At 72.1% G+C, this 17,285-nt stretch carries 6 protein-coding genes and 1 tRNA gene; 2 read left to right on the forward strand and 5 right to left on the reverse strand.

The features are described from left to right. Positions 1–10: 10 nt before the first annotated feature. Both HYV14_17310 and HYV14_17315 read right to left on the reverse strand, forming a co-directional pair. Positions 11–1,306 (reverse strand): HAMP domain-containing histidine kinase, encoded by a 1,296-nt coding sequence (locus tag HYV14_17310; protein MBI2387749.1) that lies wholly within the window; start codon positions 1,304–1,306, stop codon positions 11–13. Between the two features lie 70 nt (positions 1,307–1,376). After that, entirely contained in the window at positions 1,377–2,339 is a 963-nt protein-coding gene (locus HYV14_17315) for a magnesium transporter (protein MBI2387750.1), read from the reverse strand. 142 nt (positions 2,340–2,481) lie between these two features. Between HYV14_17315 and HYV14_17320 the strand changes: the two genes are divergently transcribed. Beyond that, positions 2,482–2,572: transfer RNA gene (locus tag HYV14_17320), tRNA-Ser, on the forward strand. Between the two features lie 53 nt (positions 2,573–2,625). On the opposite strand, the gene HYV14_17325 is transcribed toward HYV14_17320, so the two are convergent. Beyond that, positions 2,626–3,822, reverse strand: a complete 1,197-nt coding sequence (locus HYV14_17325) for a hypothetical protein (GenBank protein MBI2387751.1) — start codon at positions 3,820–3,822, stop codon at positions 2,626–2,628. 23 nt (positions 3,823–3,845) lie between these two features. Between HYV14_17325 and HYV14_17330 the strand changes: the two genes are divergently transcribed. Then, positions 3,846–4,181, forward strand: coding sequence for a DUF962 domain-containing protein (locus tag HYV14_17330; GenBank protein ID MBI2387752.1), 336 nt, complete (start codon positions 3,846–3,848; stop codon positions 4,179–4,181). On the opposite strand, the gene HYV14_17335 is transcribed toward HYV14_17330, so the two are convergent. Together HYV14_17335 and HYV14_17340 are read right to left on the reverse strand one after the other, a co-directional pair. Then, the gene (locus HYV14_17335) at positions 4,159–6,084 is read right to left on the reverse strand and encodes an ATP-dependent DNA helicase (GenBank protein ID MBI2387753.1); all 1,926 of its coding nucleotides are present in this window, start codon (positions 6,082–6,084) and stop codon (positions 4,159–4,161) included. The two genes, HYV14_17330 and HYV14_17335, sit on opposite strands and share 23 nt — an antisense overlap. A gap of 64 nt (positions 6,085–6,148) precedes the next feature. Then, positions 6,149–17,285: hypothetical protein (locus tag HYV14_17340; GenBank protein MBI2387754.1), on the reverse strand; the 11,137-nt coding region annotated here is incomplete at its 5' end.

The raw sequence follows: 17,285 nt of genomic DNA on the forward strand, positions 1-17,285 counted from the left end.
TCCCTCACGGTCATTGCGCCTTCTTCAGTTCCACCCAGAACCTGCTGCCCCGCCCCGGCGCGGACTCCACGCCGCAGCACCCGCCCATGCGCTCCGCCGCCCGGCGCACGATGGCCAGGCCGATGCCGGTCCCCGGGTACTGCTCCGCCGTGTGCAGGCGCTGGAACACCTCGAAGATCCTGCTCTGGTAGGCCGGAGCCACGCCGATCCCGTCGTCCTCGAAGATGAGCCGGACCCAGCCGTCGCGCCGCTCGCTGCGCACGCGGACCCAGGGCGGCACGCCCGCGGGCGTGAACTTCAGGGCGTTGGAGAGGAGGTTCGAGAAGATCAGGGACAAGGGCCCGGGGTCGCCCATCACGGCCGGCAGGGAGGGCTCGACGTCGACGCGGGCCTTCTTCTCGCGGATCTGGGAGTCCAGCTCCGAGATCACTTGGGCGAGGACGGGGGAGGGAGTCACCGGCGCGGGAGCGACCTCGTCGAGCGTCAGGCGGCTGAACTGGAGGAGGTCCGAGATGAGATGGTCCATGCGCACGGACGCGGCCATGATCCGGCGCGCGAAGCGCTTGGACTCGGGGTCGGCGCGCTCGACGACGAACTCGGTGTAGCCGTGGATGTGGCGCAGCGGCGCGCGCAGGTCGTGGGCGATCGAGTAGGCGAAGGAGTGGAGGTCCTTGACCGTCTGCTCGAGGCGGGCGGTGCGCTCGGCGACGAGCCGCTCCAGGTTCTCGCTGACGCGCCGGGCCTCCTTCTCGGAGTGCTCGGCCTGGCGGCGCAGGAGGCGCTCCCGGCGGCGGCCGTAGTAGCGGTCTATCGCGATCGCGACCTGGTTGGCCGCGGTCTCGAGGAAGACGCGGTCCTCGCGGTCGACCGCGGCCGCGGTCTCGAGCTGGAGCACGCCGAAGGCCGCCTGCCCGCGCAGGGCCAGCGGGATGACGAGCGGCTCGGGGGAAGCGTCTTCCGCCGGCGCCGCGCCGGGAAGCGGGGCCCGGCGCGTCTCGAGGTCCGCGGGCGGGAGGCCGGTGACGAGCTCGAAGGCGGCCTCGGCCCGGCGCTCGAGACAGGCGAGGCGCTCGGGACGGTCCCCGGCGGAGAGCCAGGCGAACAGGCGCGCCCGCGAGTCGCGGCACTCGACGAGGACCGCGCCGCGCAGGGGGACGGCCTCGACGATGACGGCCAGCACGGCGGAGACCGTGGTCTCCACGCCCGAGATCGGGGACAGCAGCACCCAGCCGATCTCGTGAAGGGACGCGAGGCGCCGGGAGGCGGGCGGGAGAGAGCGGACCTCGGACTTGGTGAGAGCGGTCACGGAGATGATTGTAGGATGCCCGGCGCCGGGAGTCTGCTGCGGCGGTGTAAACATATGACGACGATCCGTCTCAGAGCCCGAACGCGCTCACGATCGCGAAATACACGAGGATCGTGCACACGTCCTGGACCACCGTGCTGGCCGGGCCGGTGCCGTACGCCGGATCGAAGCCGAGCGTCTTGAGCGTCCAGGGGAAGAGCAGGCCGAGGCCGTTCGCGACGGTGCCGGCGGCGAAGATCGACGCGGCCACGGCCGAGGCCAGCCGGATGTCGCCGGACCACAGCCAGATCGGCGCGATGCTGATCCCGCCGAGTATCGCCCCGAGCAGCATCCCGGTGCGCAGCTCGGCCGCGAGCAGAGGGGCCAGACCGGCCCGGGTGAGCGAAAGCCCGCGCACGGCGACCGTCTCGGTCTGGGTGCCGACGGCGTCGGCGAGATACACCAGCGCGGGCACGAAAAAGACGATCTTGATGTTGGCCCGCAGCGTCTCCTCCATGGCCGCCATCGCGGCGGTGGCGACCGAGCTGCCCGCCAAGCCGACCAGCAGCCACGGGAGGCGGTGGCGCACGCGACGCATGGGCGGGTCCTCGATCGCATGGCGCGCCTGCGCTCCCTCGCGCTGGATGCCGGCGAGGAGGTGCAGATCCTCGACGTGCTCGCGGCGCAGCACCTGGAGCAGCGCCTGAGCCGGCATCACGCCCAGCGGCCGTCCCTTCGCGTCCACGACGGGAAGAGCATCCACGCCTCGATGGAGCGCGAGCGACGCCGCGCGCTCCTGGTCGGCGTCGGCCGTGGTCCTCGGGAACCCTTCCTCCGCCGCCTCCGAGAGCGGGCGGCCCGGCTCCAGCGCGAGCAGCTTCGCGAGCGGAACGGCGCCGGTCAACCGGCCGTCATGATCCACCACGAGCACGAGCTCGACGCTCGCCGGCTTCTCCGCCGCGAGCCGCGCCAGGACCGCGGCCGCGCTCTCATCGGGGCGCGCTCGCAGCGCCGAGCGGACAAGATGACCGGCGACGGGCTCATGGCCTCGCATCACTTTCCTCGCCGCATCGTAGCTCTGCGGGCCCGAGAAAGTCCACCGTATCCGGGTCACGTCCGCGTGACGACCCGAAGATCGCCCCCGATCTTCGCGCGATTTGCTAGAATCGCTTCGGCCGCGTCCGATCACGATCTCTGGAGAGGTGGGTGAGCGGCTGAAACCGACGGTTTGCTAAACCGTTATACGAGTGAAAACTTGTATCGAGGGTTCGAATCCCTCCCTCTCCGAATCTCAAGACGACGGGCGGCCGGATCTCACTCGAGGTCCGGCCGTTCTTTTTTTAGAAGAGGAACATCGCCTTGACGCTGCCGCCGTCCCAGGCCTTGCCCGGCTTGTCGACGTCGACGACGCCGCCCAAAGTGATCAGGCCGGCCGTGCCGAACTTGAGCTCGAGCGCCGCGCCGAGCTTCGCCTCGCCGACGGACTCGTAGCGCTCGGGCCCGGCGCCGCCGGGACGGCGCAGGCGGTTCTCGCCGATGGAGAACGAGGGGGAGAGCTCGCTCGTGAGGCGGGCGCTCAGGCTCCGGCGCCAGCGCAGGTAGGGCTGGACCTCCCAGCGGCGGTAGAACGACCCGCCCGAGGGCGTTCCCGGGAGGTCCGTGCGCGCGGCGCGCAGGAGGAAGGCCGCGCCCGGCTCGAGTTCGTCGTCCGGCGAAGGGCGGACGCGTCCCGAGACGGACGCCTCGTGCACCTTGCGGCGGGCCTCCTCGGAGGTCCCCGTCCCGCCGGGAGCCACGCTGTTGAGCTTCGCCTGCTCCTCGTAGGAGTAGCGCAGGCGCGGGGCCCAGCCTTCGTCGGTCCCGGCCTCCGCGCGAGCGCGCAGACGCCGGTAGAGGAACGAACGCCTCTCGTCGGGGATCAGCCGCCGCGTCGGCTCGTCGAGGTCGCCGGCCAGGCGCAGGCTCCAGGCGCCGAGCGGCGCGAGGAAGGAGAGCTCATCGGTATAGGGCTTGAGCGAGTAGCTCTGCGTGGTGCTGCCGCGCCCGTTGAGGTTCCAATCCACCGCCGAGCGCCGCGCCCGCGCCTCCCAGCCGCCGCGCCGCCAGCGCACGCCCAAGCCGATGTCCGCGTCTTCCTTACGATAGGTGGGCTCCCCGAACACCTCCGCCGACCAGCCCGCGCCCAAGTCGTGCTCGAATTCGAGCCACGCATGAGTCTCTTGCCGGTCTTTGTCGGAGAGCTCGACATAACGAAAGCGGAACTCGAGGCGAGGAGTCAGGCGGCGCGTGAACAAGAGGGTCTGATCAAGGTAGAGGTCGCAGCAATCAAGGGACGCGCCGTTGACGCGATAGCCGCCGGAGGACGCGGACCAGGCGTCATCCCACGCTCTCGACCACGCGAAGCTGTTGAGATCCAGGAAATACTCCGAGTCGAATAAAGGTTCGGTGTCGGTCCGATCCATCAAGGATCGGGTGAATACCGCCTGACCCGGCATCGCCAACAACATCAAAACGGCGGGAAATATAAATCGCTTCACGCCGTTATTATAGAATCTCATCGATGACCGCCGCCGAATTCTGGCCTTACTATGTGTCTCAGCATCTAAACCCGATCAACCGCCGTTTACACGCCGTCGGAACGACCCTAGGGATCGTTCTTGCCGCCGCGGCCCTCGTAACGAGCACTCCATTCCTTGCCGTTTCATCCGTCGTCGTTGCTTATGGCTTCGCCTGGGCCGGTCACTTCTTTTACGAAAAAAACAGACCGGCGACGTTCACTCATCCGTTGTTGTCCCTGCAGGCGGACTTCCGCATGTATCGGCTCACCCTCCGCGGCGAGATGGACACCGAGATCTTGATCCTGATGAAAGAGCTCAAGCGCCTACGGCGGGTTTGAAGAACGCCTCGAGCTCGTCCAATCCGTTCAGTTTTTTGCACGGCGGCAGGGACCGCAGGAATATCTTCCCGTAGCCCTTCTTGAGCACGCGCGAGTCCAGGCACACCACCGCGCCCCGGTCGGTCCCGGTGCGGATCAGGCGGCCGAAGCCCTGGCGGAACTTCATGACGGCGCGGGGCAAGGACCAGTCCTTGAAGTAGTCCCGGCCGTTCTCCTCGAGCCAGCGCCGCCGGGCTTCTTCCAGGGCGGAGGAGACGTTCGGAAAGGGGAGCTTCACGAGCACGACGCAGGACAGCGCCTCCCCGGGCACGTCGATGCCCTGCCAGAAGGTGTCCACGCCGAGGAGCACCGCGTCACCGGCGCTCTCGAACTCGCGCACGAGCGCCTCGTGGCCCGAGGCGCCCTGCGCCCACACCGGGCGGTCGGCGATCTTCTTGCGCAGAAGGCCGTGGACCCGCTTGAGGAGCTTCCAGCTGGAAAACAGGAGAAAGACGCCGCCCGGCACGCGCGCGACGATGTCGGCGCAGGCCTGGGTGATCGCGGCGGCGTGGGCCTCCTCGTCCTTGGGGTCGGGGATGCCCTCGACGGCCCAGAACGCGGCCTGCGTGGAGTAGTCGTACGGCGAGTCGAGGACGAGCTCGCGCGCCTCGGGCAGGCCGACGCGCGCCTTGAAGTCCTTCAGGCCGTCGCCGGTGGACAAGGTCGCCGAGGTCAGGACGGCGGGGATGCCGCGGGAGAACAGGCCCTCGGCCAGGCGCCGGCCCACGTCGAGCGGGGCGGCGCGCAGCTCCGGGCCCGTGCGCGGCCAGGCCACCCAGCGCGCGGTCGCCGACGAGTCGGGCTTGAGCACGGCCATCAGGTCGTGGCCGAACTGCGCCACGCGCGCGTGGAGCATGCGCATCTCGGTCTCGTCGGCGCGGCCCTCGGCGGCGGCCGCGGCCTCGGCGAGCGCCTTGTCGAGGGCGAGCAGCTCGGGCGGCGGCGCGTCGGGCGTGCGCTCGAGAAGCTTGCCCTGGTTCTCCTCGTCGGGGGCGGTCAGGCCGCTGCCGCGGGCGAGGTCCTCTAAAAAGCGGCCGAGGCCCGCGGCCGCCTCGTCGGCGAGGGCCGACAGGGACTCGTCCGCGTAGAGCTTGGCCGCGACGCGCACCTCCTCGGTCAAGGCCACCGCCCGGCCGAGGCCCGCCGCCACGCCGTAGCGCGCGGACGCGGCGTCCTCGAGGTTGTGCGCCTCGTCGAGGATCATCGCGTCGGACGGGGGCAGGCGCGCGCCCGACAGCAGGAGGGCGTGGTTGACGACGAGTATGTGCGCCCGGTCGGCGCGCTCGCGGTCCCGCCGCCACAGGCAGCGGTCCCAGTACGGGCCGCCCGGCCCCATGCAGACGTCGGTGTCGCGCGCCACGCGATCCCAGATGTTCTGCGGGATCAGCTCGGGGAGGTTGGAGCGGTGGCCCGACTGCGCGTCGCGGGTCCAGGCGTCGAGCCGCTCGATGATTTCTTTGCCGGTCTCGGAGACGGAGTCCGGTCTGGCGCGAAGTCTGGCAAGCCGTTGGACGCAAAGGTAATTGTCGGCCCCCATGAGCATGGCGTATCTCAAGGGCAATCCCAGCGCCTCCAGCGCCCGCGCCGCCGTGGGCAGCTCGTGATTCAAAAGCTGTTCCTGCAAGGCTCGCGTATGCGTGGACACGATCACGCGCCGGTCGCGCGTCGCCGCCCATAAGGCCGCCGGAAGGAGATACGCGAGGCTCTTTCCGACCCCGGTGCCCGCCTCCACGACGAGGTCCCCGCCGCGCTCGAGGGACTGCCACACCGCTCCGGCCATGGCCTCCTGCGGCGGACGGGGCTCGTAGCCGGAGCGCGCGCGCGCCAATGCGCCTTCAGGGCCGAACAGCGCGGCGAGATCCATGCGACATTGTAGTATTTCGCGGATGACCGGCCGTTCACCCGGCTGTTTCCGGAAGCAGCCGCGGCTAAAGCGCCGCGAGGCGGCGGACGAGGGGGGACTCGCCGGGCATGTTCGGGACGAGGCTGCGGACCGCCTCCTCGGCGGCGCGGCGCGCGGCGAGGGCGGCGGACAGCGAGGCCTGAGCGGCGGCGAGCTCGGCGTCGAAGCCGTCGGCCTTCGCCTCGGGGCGGGCCTCGAGCCTCTTGAGCTCCTCCTCATACAAACGGAGACGAGTCTCTTGGCCTTCCGCGCCGAGCGTCAGAAGATAATCCATCACGACCCGGTCCGTCGCGGCGCGGCGGGGATCGGCGGAGAGCGTGCCGCCGTTCTCTCCGGCGCCGAGGCCGAGCTCGCCGAGCGCGGCGAGGAAGGCGGCGCGGCCGGTCTCGGCGCGGGTGTAGGCCTCGGCGTAATTGCCGGCGCGGCCGCGCACGGTCTCGAGCGTCTCGCGGCGCGCGCCGCCGCGGAAGGCGGAGAGGGCCGCGGCGCGGGAGGCCTCGCGCTCCTCCTGGGCCCATCGAGTCTCGCGCATCAGGGCGCCGGAGCCGAAGATGAGGTTCAGGCGGCCGTCCACCGTGCTCGGGTCCTTGGAGTGCTCGCCCTCGCCGGGGTTGAGCGCGCCGTCGTTGTCGACGACGGCGGGGAACTGGCTCGGGTCGAAGTAGCGCTGGACCGGGTCGGGGAGCAGGCCGAGGACGTCGATGGCGTGGAGCAAGGTCCCGCCGGGGCCGCGGCGGACGGCGGCCCCGCCCTCGCCGCGCCGCGCGTAAGCGCCGCCGAGGTAGCCGTGCTGGTTCGGGTCGCGGCCGGTCAGCAGCTCGATCGGGATCTGCACGACGCCGCGCGGCAGCTCGAAGAGGAGGTCGGGCCACTGCCCGGGGGAGTAGGCCCAGTGCCGGGCCGCGGAGGCGGCGCGGCGCGCCGACTCGAGGCGGGCCGCCTCGAGCTCGCGGCCGAGCGTCACGGAGAAGCCGGTCTCGGGATCGATCCAGCGCTTGGGCTTGGCCGTCGGGGCGTATTCCACGTCCGTGTCCTTCCAGACGCGGCCCGAGGCGTCCTCGACCCACCAGCCGCCGGCCTTCCGGGACAAGGACTCCTTGTCGTCGAAGACGCGGCGCACGCGGCCCTGCGCGTCGGTCTCGAGCGCCAGCGGGGCCTCGCCGAGCCAGCGCGCGGCGACGCCGCCCAGGGAAACGGTCTTCGAGCCGAAGCGGACGGCGACCACGGTCCCGTCCTCGCTCAGGCCGACGGAGAGGCCGGCGGTCTCGTGGAAGGTCCACGCGTGCGCGGGATCCTTCGGATCGCGGGCGCCGGCGGCGGCCTTCTCGAGCTCGGCCTCGTCGAGGTACACGGCGGCGACCTCGCCGCTCTCGTCGAGGGCGAAGCCCCACGACGAGAGCTTGAGCTTGAGCCAGCCGGCGCGGCGCGCGGCGAGCGCCTGCGCCCTCGCCTCGGCGGCCAGCGCGAGCAGGCCTGCGCGGCCGAGCTCGGCGCGGCGGTAGGAGGCGGAGGCGCCCGACGACTCCAGGGCCTCGAGCGAGGGGAAGGCCGCGGCGTCGGGAGCCGGCCCGTCGACGCGCACGAGCGCGATCAGGTCGGAGGGAGCGCGCAGGCGCGCGGCGGGAACGGGGACGGCCTTGCGCAGGCCGGTGCGCGGGTCGGGGCGGGACTCGAACCACAGGACGCGGCCCTCGCCCTCGAGACGGCGCAGGTCGCCCAAGGTCAAAGACGCGCCGGCGGCGCCGCCGTCGAGCACGACCTCGGCGGAGGCCAAAGCGCGGTCGAGGGCGGCGCGGCGGGCGGCCTCGTCCCGGCGCGCGCGGACCTGGGCCAGGCGCTCGCGCGCGGCGTCGTCGCCCTCGACGACCTCGGACCAGCCCACGGCGAGGGCCTCGTCGGCGGCCGCCGGCGCGCGTCCGACCCAGCGCTCGGGCGAGACGAAGCGGCGGCCGGCGAGGTCGCTGACGCGGCCGGCCGTCTCCAGGCGACGGACCTCGGCCGGGGAGGACCACGTCACGCCGTCCTTGCTCCGCAGGGCGACGAGGGCGGGGAGGGGATCGGCGCGGCCGGTCCAGCGCGCCTTCATGCCGCGCAGGAAGGCGAGGTTCTCCGACGCGGGGCCGATCTCGCGGATCTCCGACGGGTCGAAGCGCAGGGCGAGCAGGCGGGACTCGCCGAGCGAGATCGCCGCCTCGAGGGTCAGAAGTCCGCGGCCGTACTGCAGGCGGCCGCGGCGGCGCGCGAGGCTCGCTCGCACGCCGAACAGGCCGTCGAGGGAGCGCGTCCAGGCCGCGTCGGCGGCCGTCTCGGGCAGATCGAGGACGCGGGCGAGCTCCGCGTCGAAGGCGTCGAGCGCCGAGACGTAGGCGTCGAGCGCCTTGTCCTTGAGCAGATGGTCGGTCGGCGAGGCGGAGCGCGACAGCCACGCCGCCTGGGCCTCGCGGCGGAGCTTGGCGACGGACGCGTCGAGCTCGATGAGGCGGCGCACGGGCTTGTCGAGGGCGGGCGGAGCCTTGACGGCGGACCAGTAGACGAGGGAGAGCTCGGCGCCGACCGCGCCCTCGGCCGCGAGCACCGAGCCCTCCGCCTCGGCGGCGGCGCCGGCCTCCTGGCGGAGGAAGCCCATCAGGCCGGTCCACGAGGAGGCGCGCGAGGGATCGCCCGCCTGGAGCTCGGACAGGATGCGCTCCAAGGTCCCCTCGATGAGGCGGCGGCGGCCCTGGAGGTCCACCTTCATCAAGCGGTCGAGGCGCTCGGCGGGGTCGTAGTCGTTGCTCTTGACCGCCGCCTCGTCGCGCGCGGCGACCCGGTAGCGCTCGACGAGCACGCGCAGCTCGGCGCGGATGGACTCCGGGGCGCCGGCGAGGAGCTCGTCGTTGCGGCGCTCGAAATCGGCGTCGAGCAGGCGGTCGGCCCACCAGGCGAGCAGGCGGGCGCGGGCGGTGCGCTCGGCGGGCTCCAGGGGATCGCGCCCGCCGTCGGCGGCGCGGGGGCGCGCGTAGACCGCGGGGGAGACGCCGAGGGCGGACAGCTCGGCGGTCAGGCGGGCGAAGTCCTCGGCCAGCGCCTGCGTGCCGGCGACGAACTCGAACTGCGCGCGGGAGGTCTCGGCCTGGGCGTCGGCGATCTCGGAGACGGGGGAGAGCTTGAGGCGCACGCGCTCGACGGCGCCGAGGAGGTCGCGGCGGGCGGCGAGCTCGCGCAGGCGCAGGGCCGCGACGAGCCTCGTCTTCTCGGCCACCGAGGCCATCAGCGTATGAAGGAGGAGAGAGAGGCTCTGCAGGCGCGAGGAGTCCTCGAGCTCGCGGCGCAGCGCGTCGTCGATGACCTCGACGAGACCGGCGCGCACGCGCTCGGGGTCCGGCGCCTCGAGGAAGGCGCCCTGCACCCACGTGCCGCGGAACAGGCCGACGGCGGCCAGCGGGGTGAAGCCGCGGGAGCTCATCTTCTCGGCGAGCAGGTCGGCGCGCAGCTGAGGCAGGCGGTCGCGCCCGGCGAGCTCCTCGGGCAGGCCCTGCGTGAACAAGGTCTTCTTGAGGAGGTCGAGGTCGAACGCCTCCGCCTCGGCGACCTCGCGGGCCGCGGCGGCCGCGAGGTCGCCGTCGGAGTGGGCCGGAAGCAGGGCCAGCAGCGCCTCGGGGGGAGTGCCGGGCGGAAGATGGAGGAAGGCGGCGGTCTCGGCCAGGTCGCGGGCGACGCGGGCGCGCGCCGCCTCTCCGATGCCCACGCCCTCGGACCAGCGCATCAGCGCCGCGTCGAAGCGCAGGCGGGCGAGCGCCATGTCGGCGCGGGCGCGGGCGGCGGCGGCCCCGGAGCGGCGGACCTCGTCGGCGCGCTCCTCGCGGAGCTTGGCCAGCGCCAGCATCGCCTCGGGCGGCGTGGACGGGCTGCGCAGGCGCGCCTCGAGCCAGCCTTCGATGAAGCTCCGGCCGACGGGCTCCCCGCCCAAAGTCTGGCGGTGGTCGTAGAAGCGGATCGAGCCCATCGCGTCGAGCGGAGGGCCCGCCTCGAGCGCGCCCAGGTCGCGAGCGTCGAACTTCGGCGGCCCCTGGCGCAGCGCCGCCTCCCGGAGACGGTCCTGGAGCTCGGCGTACGAGCCCGGGACCGTCGCGGCCTCCTCGGCCTTGGCGCCGCCCCAGACGGCGATCTGCGCGCGGACCATCGCCTCCTGGCGCTCGAGCGCGAGGGCCCGCACGCGGGACGCGGCGTCGGCGCGGCCGGCGAGCGCGGCGCGCGCGGCGCGGACGCGGGACAGCTCGGAGGACAGGGAGGAGCGCATCGCGGGCAGGGCCTCGTCGAAGGCCTCGAGGGCGCGCTCGGCGGCCAAGGTCCGCTCGCGGGCGATGGCGACGATCTCGGGAGAGGGCAGGCCGTCGCCGGACAGCGCCGCGATCAGGCGGCCGAGCGAGCGGCCGACCATCGAGATCGGGTCGAGGCGCAGGCGGTCCACGCGCAGCCCCTTGTCCACCGCGGCCTCGACCGCGCGGGCGATCTTCAGCCGCGACTCGAGCGCGTCGCGCGACGCGGCGGCGGGGTTCAGGGCGGCGGAGCGGGCGGCGAGCGAGGCCAAAGCGGACTCCGCGTCCACCGTGAGCAGCAGGCGCGAGTCGAGCGGGCGGCCGAGCAGGTGGTTGGCGGCGACCTGCGATTCGCGCAGGCGTGAAACGAGATCGGTCAGCTCGGCCCGGGCGGCCCTCAACCTCTCCGCGGCCCCCGGAGTGCCGTCCAGGGCGACCTCGAGGGCGGGGATCAGCTCGCTCTCGTAGAGCGCGATCTGCTTCGCGGCGAACGAGGCCTCGAGCAGCGCCCGCGTGAGGTTGAGCGCCATGTCGGCCGCGGCCTTGTCCTGAAGGCGCGTGTACATGTCCGCCTCGGCGCCGCGCCGGCCCGCGTCGAGCTGGCGCAATTCCTCAGGGGCCATATCGACGCCGACGACGGGGAGCACCGCCAGGCCCGTGAGGCCGAAGGCCGGGATCAGCGCGACGCCGGCCGCCGTGACGTTCGCGCCCACGGACAGGTCCACGTCCACCTTGCGGATGCGACGGTCCGACGCCTCAAGGAGCTCCCGCGCGGCCTGCGAGCGGCGCGCGAGCGCCTCCCACGACGCCGACTGCGCGACCGCCTGGTCGTAGGCGGCGTTCATGTCCTTGGGCTCGGCGCGCGTCTCGCCCCGCGGGCTCTCCGACTCCTGGGCGGCGTCGAGCGAGGACCAGGCGTCGTACAGGGACCCCTCGATGCCGCAGGTCAGCGCGTCGGTCGCGGCGTCGAGCCAGCGGCGCGCGCGGGCGCGAAGCTCCGGCGCGCCGATCAAAGCGTTGCGGTACAGGCGGATGCCGTCGGAGAGCTCCCGGCGCGCGTCGGAGGCCGCGTCCTCGGCGCCGCGGGCGCGCTCGAGCCAGCCGCGCGCGGCGATCTTCTCCGACTTCGCGCGCAGGCGGGTGGATTTCATGCGCGCGGCCATCTCGAGTATGGCCGCCTGGGACTGCAAAGTGAAGGCGGCGTCGACCTTGCCCTTGGTCGGGTCGTAGATGGGCAGGCGCACGGTCACCGCGACGCCGAGGGCCTGGCTCGACATCAGGTCCGGGAGCTGGGCGCCGACGCCGATGGTGAACTTCTCGATCCAGGGGACCCAGTCGAGCACCGCGAAGGAGGCCTCGGGCACTTTCATCGAAGTGCGCGCGCGGGAGAACAGCGCGCCGAGCCGGCCCGGGGAGGCCAGCGCGCGCGAGACGAGGCGCAGGACGCGGTCGAGGTCGTTGGGGTTGACGCCGTCGAAGGGAAGGGGATCCTCGGGGCCGCGGCCGGTCAGCGCCGCGTAGCGCAGGGTCGCGCGGCGCAGGTCGTCGGAGGCGGAGATGACGCGGGCCTCGGCCTCGGCGCGCAGGACCTGGTCTTCGGCGTGCGCGGCGAGGAACACCGCCAGGTGGCGGCGCCACTTGGCGAGCGCGATCTCGGCCAGCGCCGACTGCCAGGCCTTCGCGGTGTCGAGCAGGCGCTCCTGGAGGTCGAGGCCGAGGGCGAACAGCGCGGCGCTGCGGGCCGACACGAGCTCGCGCTGGCTCTTGCTCAAGGTCATCTCGGTCTGCGTGCCGACCTGGAAGCCGCCGCCGGTGGCGCGCTCGGCGGTGCCGGGGCCGACGGGCCCGGAGACGAAGCCGACCATCGCGCGCTGGCGGACGTTGTCGAGGAAGGCGCCGGCCTTCTGCAAAGTCGCGACCTCGCGCGAGAGCCGGCCGATCTCGAGGACGATCAGACGCCGGCCCGCGTCGGCGTCGAAGGCCCGCGCGAGCTCGGCCAAGGCGGGGTCGTTCGCCTCGTCGCGGGCGAAGAAGTCGGAGAGGGCGGCGTCGAACTCGGCCATCGTCTTTCCGCCGCGCAGGTCCTCGGCCGCCGCGCCGGTCACCGAGCGCCACAGCTCGCCCAAGGTGTAGGTGGACTCGAAGGAGACGGTCAGGCGGTCGTTGAGGCCGATGTAGCGGCTCCCGTAGGAGAGCGCGAGCTCGGAGTTCTCGCCGGTGCGCTTGCGCACCTCGGCGAAGTACGAAGCGCCCGAGCCGGCGAGCTTGCCCTGGGCGTTGATGGTCCAGCCGAGGTCCGGGATCTCGTAGGAGAGGCGGCCGTTGAAGGAGTCGATGCGCTCGCCGTGCTCGGCGCCGCCGCCGACCGACAGGCGCGTCTCATGGCCGCCGACGTCGAAGGTGAAGCCCTTGAGGATGGTCGCGCCCAGCGCCTGCTGGGTGAGGGGATCGGTGCCGCCCGTCTTCGCGTAGTAGAACTCCAGGTTGAACGTGTCCTTCTGGTCGAGCGCGGCGGCCAGGTCCACGCCGACGCCGACCTTGGAGCGGGTGTACTCCCGGTCCTGGCCGCGCCCCTCGATGAGGAAGCTCTGGTCGAGGGTGGGATCGTAGCCGGTGAAGTCGAGGTTGATCTCCTGGAGGAACCGCCGCGGGTCCTTGGCGAACAGCGCGGTCTGCTCGGCGCTGAGCGAGAGCACCTTGTTGAACTTGACCTTCGACTTGAGGTTGCCGCCGTAGTAGGACGGCTTGCCGCCTGAGTCGTCGGCGGCGAAGTCGGCGAAGCCTGCGGCGCCGAAATAGACCTTGCCGTCGGCCACCATCAGGGCGAAGTCGTCGAAGACCATCATGCGCGCCTCGCGATATTGACCACCGACCGCAAGGTCGGTGGGGATGTCCTGGACGAACTTGTGGAAGGTGACGTCGAGGTAGTTGACCATGCGGTCGCTGTCGAGCGACTCGACGCGCACGGTCACGCCCTGGTCGCCGAACGGAGCGTTGCCCGCGGACGGGGGGCTGGCGAAGCGGTGGCCGATGACGCTGACGTTCTGGCCCCACAGCTTCAGCGCGTTGCCGAAGGTGACCTGCTGCGCGGTCTCCAGGCCCCCGGGGGTGGAGAACTCGCTCTGGTAGACGAGGTAGAAGCCGTCGGTGCCCTCGCCGACCTCGACCATCTTGGTGCCGGGCAGCAGCTGCGACAGCGCGCGCGGGTCCTTCAAGATCTGCTCGCGGATGGCGACGAGGTCGCGCGCGGCGGCGTCCGCGGAGAGCGCGCCGAAGAGTTGGGACAGGAAGCGCTCGAACTGCGACTTGGGGATGACCATGGTCTGCGGGCCGCCCCGGTTCTCGGCGAGCCAGGCGGGCCCCGTGCGGCCGACGGCCGCCACGCGGCCGGCGAGCTCCGGGGAGAGGCGGCCGAGGTCGCCGACGGGCTCAAGCGCCTTGTCGAGCGCGGCGCGCTCCGCGCCGAGGGCCTTGAGGGTGTCGGCGACGGCCTTGGCGGCGGCGTCGCGGGCGCGCTCGGCGCGGCGGGCCTCGATGTTCGTTTCAAGGACGCTCCGGGTGCGGTCCTGGATGGAGGAGATGTTCTGGGCGACGCGGGAGAGGGCGGACTCGTTGGGGTTGTCGAGCTGAGACAGCCAGCCGACAACGGTGGAACGCTGTTCCTGGATTCCCTTGCGGGACTTCGCGAGCGCGTCGCGGAATTCGAGGGCGGCCTTGCGCTCGGCGTCGAGGGCCTCGTCGCCGGAGGAGTACACTTCGCCCAAGGTGTCGTAGTAGGTCTGGACGCGGCCGACGGTGCCGACGCCTTCCTGGCTCCACTGCGTCTTCTGGCCGAAGAGGTCGGCCCCTTCGCGGGCGACGACGGAGAGGGAGTCGAAGGCGCGGACCTTGCGATCGAGAACGAGCTCGCCGCCGGAGAGGTCGCCGCCGACCCAGGCGAGGTCGGCGTCGAGGTCGGCGAGGCCGGAGTTCAGGCCGACGGCGGCGCGGGCGAGGAAGGCCTCGAAGACCGGGATGCGGTCCTTCAGGTAGGCGTCGGACGTCGACACGAGGGCGTCCGCGAACAGGAAGCGGGCGAGGCACTCGGCGTAAGAATCGCCGGTAACGGCGGAGGCGGTGGTGGGGACGAGGCGCTTGATGGCTTCGAGGCCGAGGAGGGCGATCTTCTGGTTCTGGGAGACGTCGAGAGGGGGCTGGGTTCCGGTGGGGATGCCGGAGCCGCCGCCGACGCCGAGCTCGGTGCCGCCTGAAGCGGCGAGGGCCGCGTCGGCGACCTGCTTTATGGCCGACGCCATGTTCTGTAAAGTCCGGGCGTCGGCCATAGAAGTGAGGCGCGGGCCGGTGGAGGGGGATTCGGGATCGAGATCGGTGGGGAGCTTATACTTAACGGCAAAAGAGTGTTGATTCGACGTCAGACCGTCGAGCTGCGACAGAATATTATTGACGGCAACGGCGGTGGCGTTCATTTTGACGGCCCTTACGCGACGCTCATCACGATAAACGGCGGCGCGACGGGCCAGCGAATAAGGGACGGATTCGCCGTAAAGATCCTCCATCTCGGTGTTCGCGGGATCTTTACGGCGTCTCATTGAGTCTTGATAATCCACGACGATCTTTTTGTAGTCCTCGTATTGCTTGCGCACTTCGGCGATGCCGACGCGGGCTGCGCCCGCGTCGTACGCCTTAGCGCCATTAGAGGCCAATCCCCAGGGTAAAGCCTTGCGCAACCCATCGGAGATCTTCACGTACAGATTTTTCTTTTCCTTGTATAAGGTCGCGTATCCATCCTCATCGCCGCTCGGATCGCTCTGAGCGATCCGATCCCGCTGGAAGGGGACCAAGGTCTTATCCAAAAGATCCTGGAGCTCGGTCAGCATCGGCCTCAACGTCTCGTTTATCAATGACCGCTTCCGGTCGATCATTCCTTGCGCCTGCGCCGCGGGAGCGCCGGCGTTGATGTAGGCCTCATCAGCCGTAACGTCGTCGAGCATGGACTGCATGCCGGCGACGGAGCGGACGAAGGCGGCCTTGGCCTTGGGGAGGACGTCGTTGACGGGCTTCTCGAGCGCCTTCGCGGTGGCCTTGGCCTCCAGACGGCGCACGGTCAGGTCGCCGAGGAAGGGGATGAGGCGGGAGAGGTCGATCTTTCTCGTCTTGGCGTCGAAGCCGGCGTCGCCGTCGGGGAAGGTCACGGCGTCGAGGCGGTCGAGGAGGTCGGGAAGGAGGGTGCGCAGGTCGTCCGCGCTTCTTCCTTTAAGACGCGGCAGGGAGGCGCCCGGGGCGCCCTTCTCGATCAGGGCCGAGAGCTCGTCGGCGGAGGCAGCGATCGCGTCGCTCGAGGCGCCCAGGCGCTCCTCGAGCGCGAGCTGCTCCGCGCGCCAGGCGACGAGCGACTCCAGGCGCGAGCCGCCGAAGTCGTCGGCGACGCGGGTGGTCCCCGCGGGGTCCATCGCGCGCGTGATCGCGGCGAGCAAGGTCGCGTGCTCGTCGTATTGGCCGCGCCAGAAGGCGCGGCGGCGCTCGAGCAGGGCGCGGGTCTGGGCGAGCGTCGGGTTCGACACGCTCTCCGCGGGCACGCCCGGGACCGCGACGACGAGCACGCCGGCGAACTCCAACGGGACGGCGTTCAGGCGCGAGTCGGCCTCGGCGATCTTGGCGCGGTAGCCCGCGACCTCGGCCGACTTGGACTGGAGGTAATCGAGGGAAAGGTCGGAGACGCCGGAGGGGGAGGAAGAGCCGTGCTCCAGGCCCGCGACCAAGGACGGGAGCAGGGCCAGGCGGCGGTCGTACTCGGCGGGCGCGTCGGCGCTGCGGCCGCGGTCGCGCGCGTCGATCGAGCTCAGCAGGCCCGACACCTCCGCACGGAAGCGCGCGACCGCGGACGACAGGCCGCCGAGGCGGACGGCGAGCGAGGCGAAGTCGTCGCGCTTCTTCGCGTCGTCGGCGGCCTGGGCCTCGGCCTCCTTCTTCCACTCCTCGGTGCGGCCCGCTTGCCGGCCCGCTCCGGCGGCGCCGCCCGCGTTGTCGGCGCGGCGCCTCTCGATGAGCTTGAGCTTGTCGTCGACGAGCGCCTCCATCTTGCCCAGCGCCGCGTCGGCCGAGTTGAGGAGGTTGAGGCTGTAGGAGAGGTCCATCACCATCGCCAGCCGCGCGAAGTTCTTGCGGAACTCGAGGGTGTCGCGGCCGTCGCGGCGCTCGCGCAGGGCCGCGGAGCGCGAGCGGTCCGCGACGGACAGCATCGTCTCGGCGGCGTCGCGCAGGGCGAGGTTTCCCTGGAGCTCCGCGTTCAGCGCCTCGACGCGGGAGAGGCGCGCGGCCACGGCGGCCTCGGCCGGGGTGCCGGCGAGATCGGGCTTGACCGCCGTCGGGCCCGACGGAGAGGCCGCGACGTCGTCGAACATGCGCCGCAGGGCCTCGAGGGAGGCCCACCTCGACTCGCGGGAGTCCTGGGCGCCCGAGGCCGTCTCGCCTTCGGGAAGCAGGGGCGAGACGCGCTCGAGCAGGCGGTCGAGGCGCGCGATCGCGTCGGCGCCGGCGGCGCCGCCGGCCAGGTCCCCGCTCTGGCCCAGGCGCTCGCGCAGCTCGCGCTCGGCGAGGGCGCCGGACGGGAGCGAGGGCTTCTCGGGGTTCAGCGCGGCCGGCTGAGGGATCGCCCGGACGGCCCGCGGCTCGCCGAAATCCGGGAGCGCCAGGGCCGCGACGCGGGCGGCGGCCTGGTCGTGCGAAACGAGCGCGGCGCGCGAGTCCGGGGCCGCGGCGAGGTTCAGGCCGAGGGCTCGCGCGAGCTCGGGCAGGGCCGCGCGCGCCGCCGGCGCGGAGGTCCCATGGCGGGCCGCCCAGTCCCGCGCCGCCGCGCGGCCGGCC

The sequence above is a fragment of the Elusimicrobiota bacterium genome (genome assembly GCA_016182905.1).
Classification (GTDB): domain Bacteria; phylum Elusimicrobiota; class Elusimicrobia; order UBA1565; family UBA9628; genus GWA2-66-18.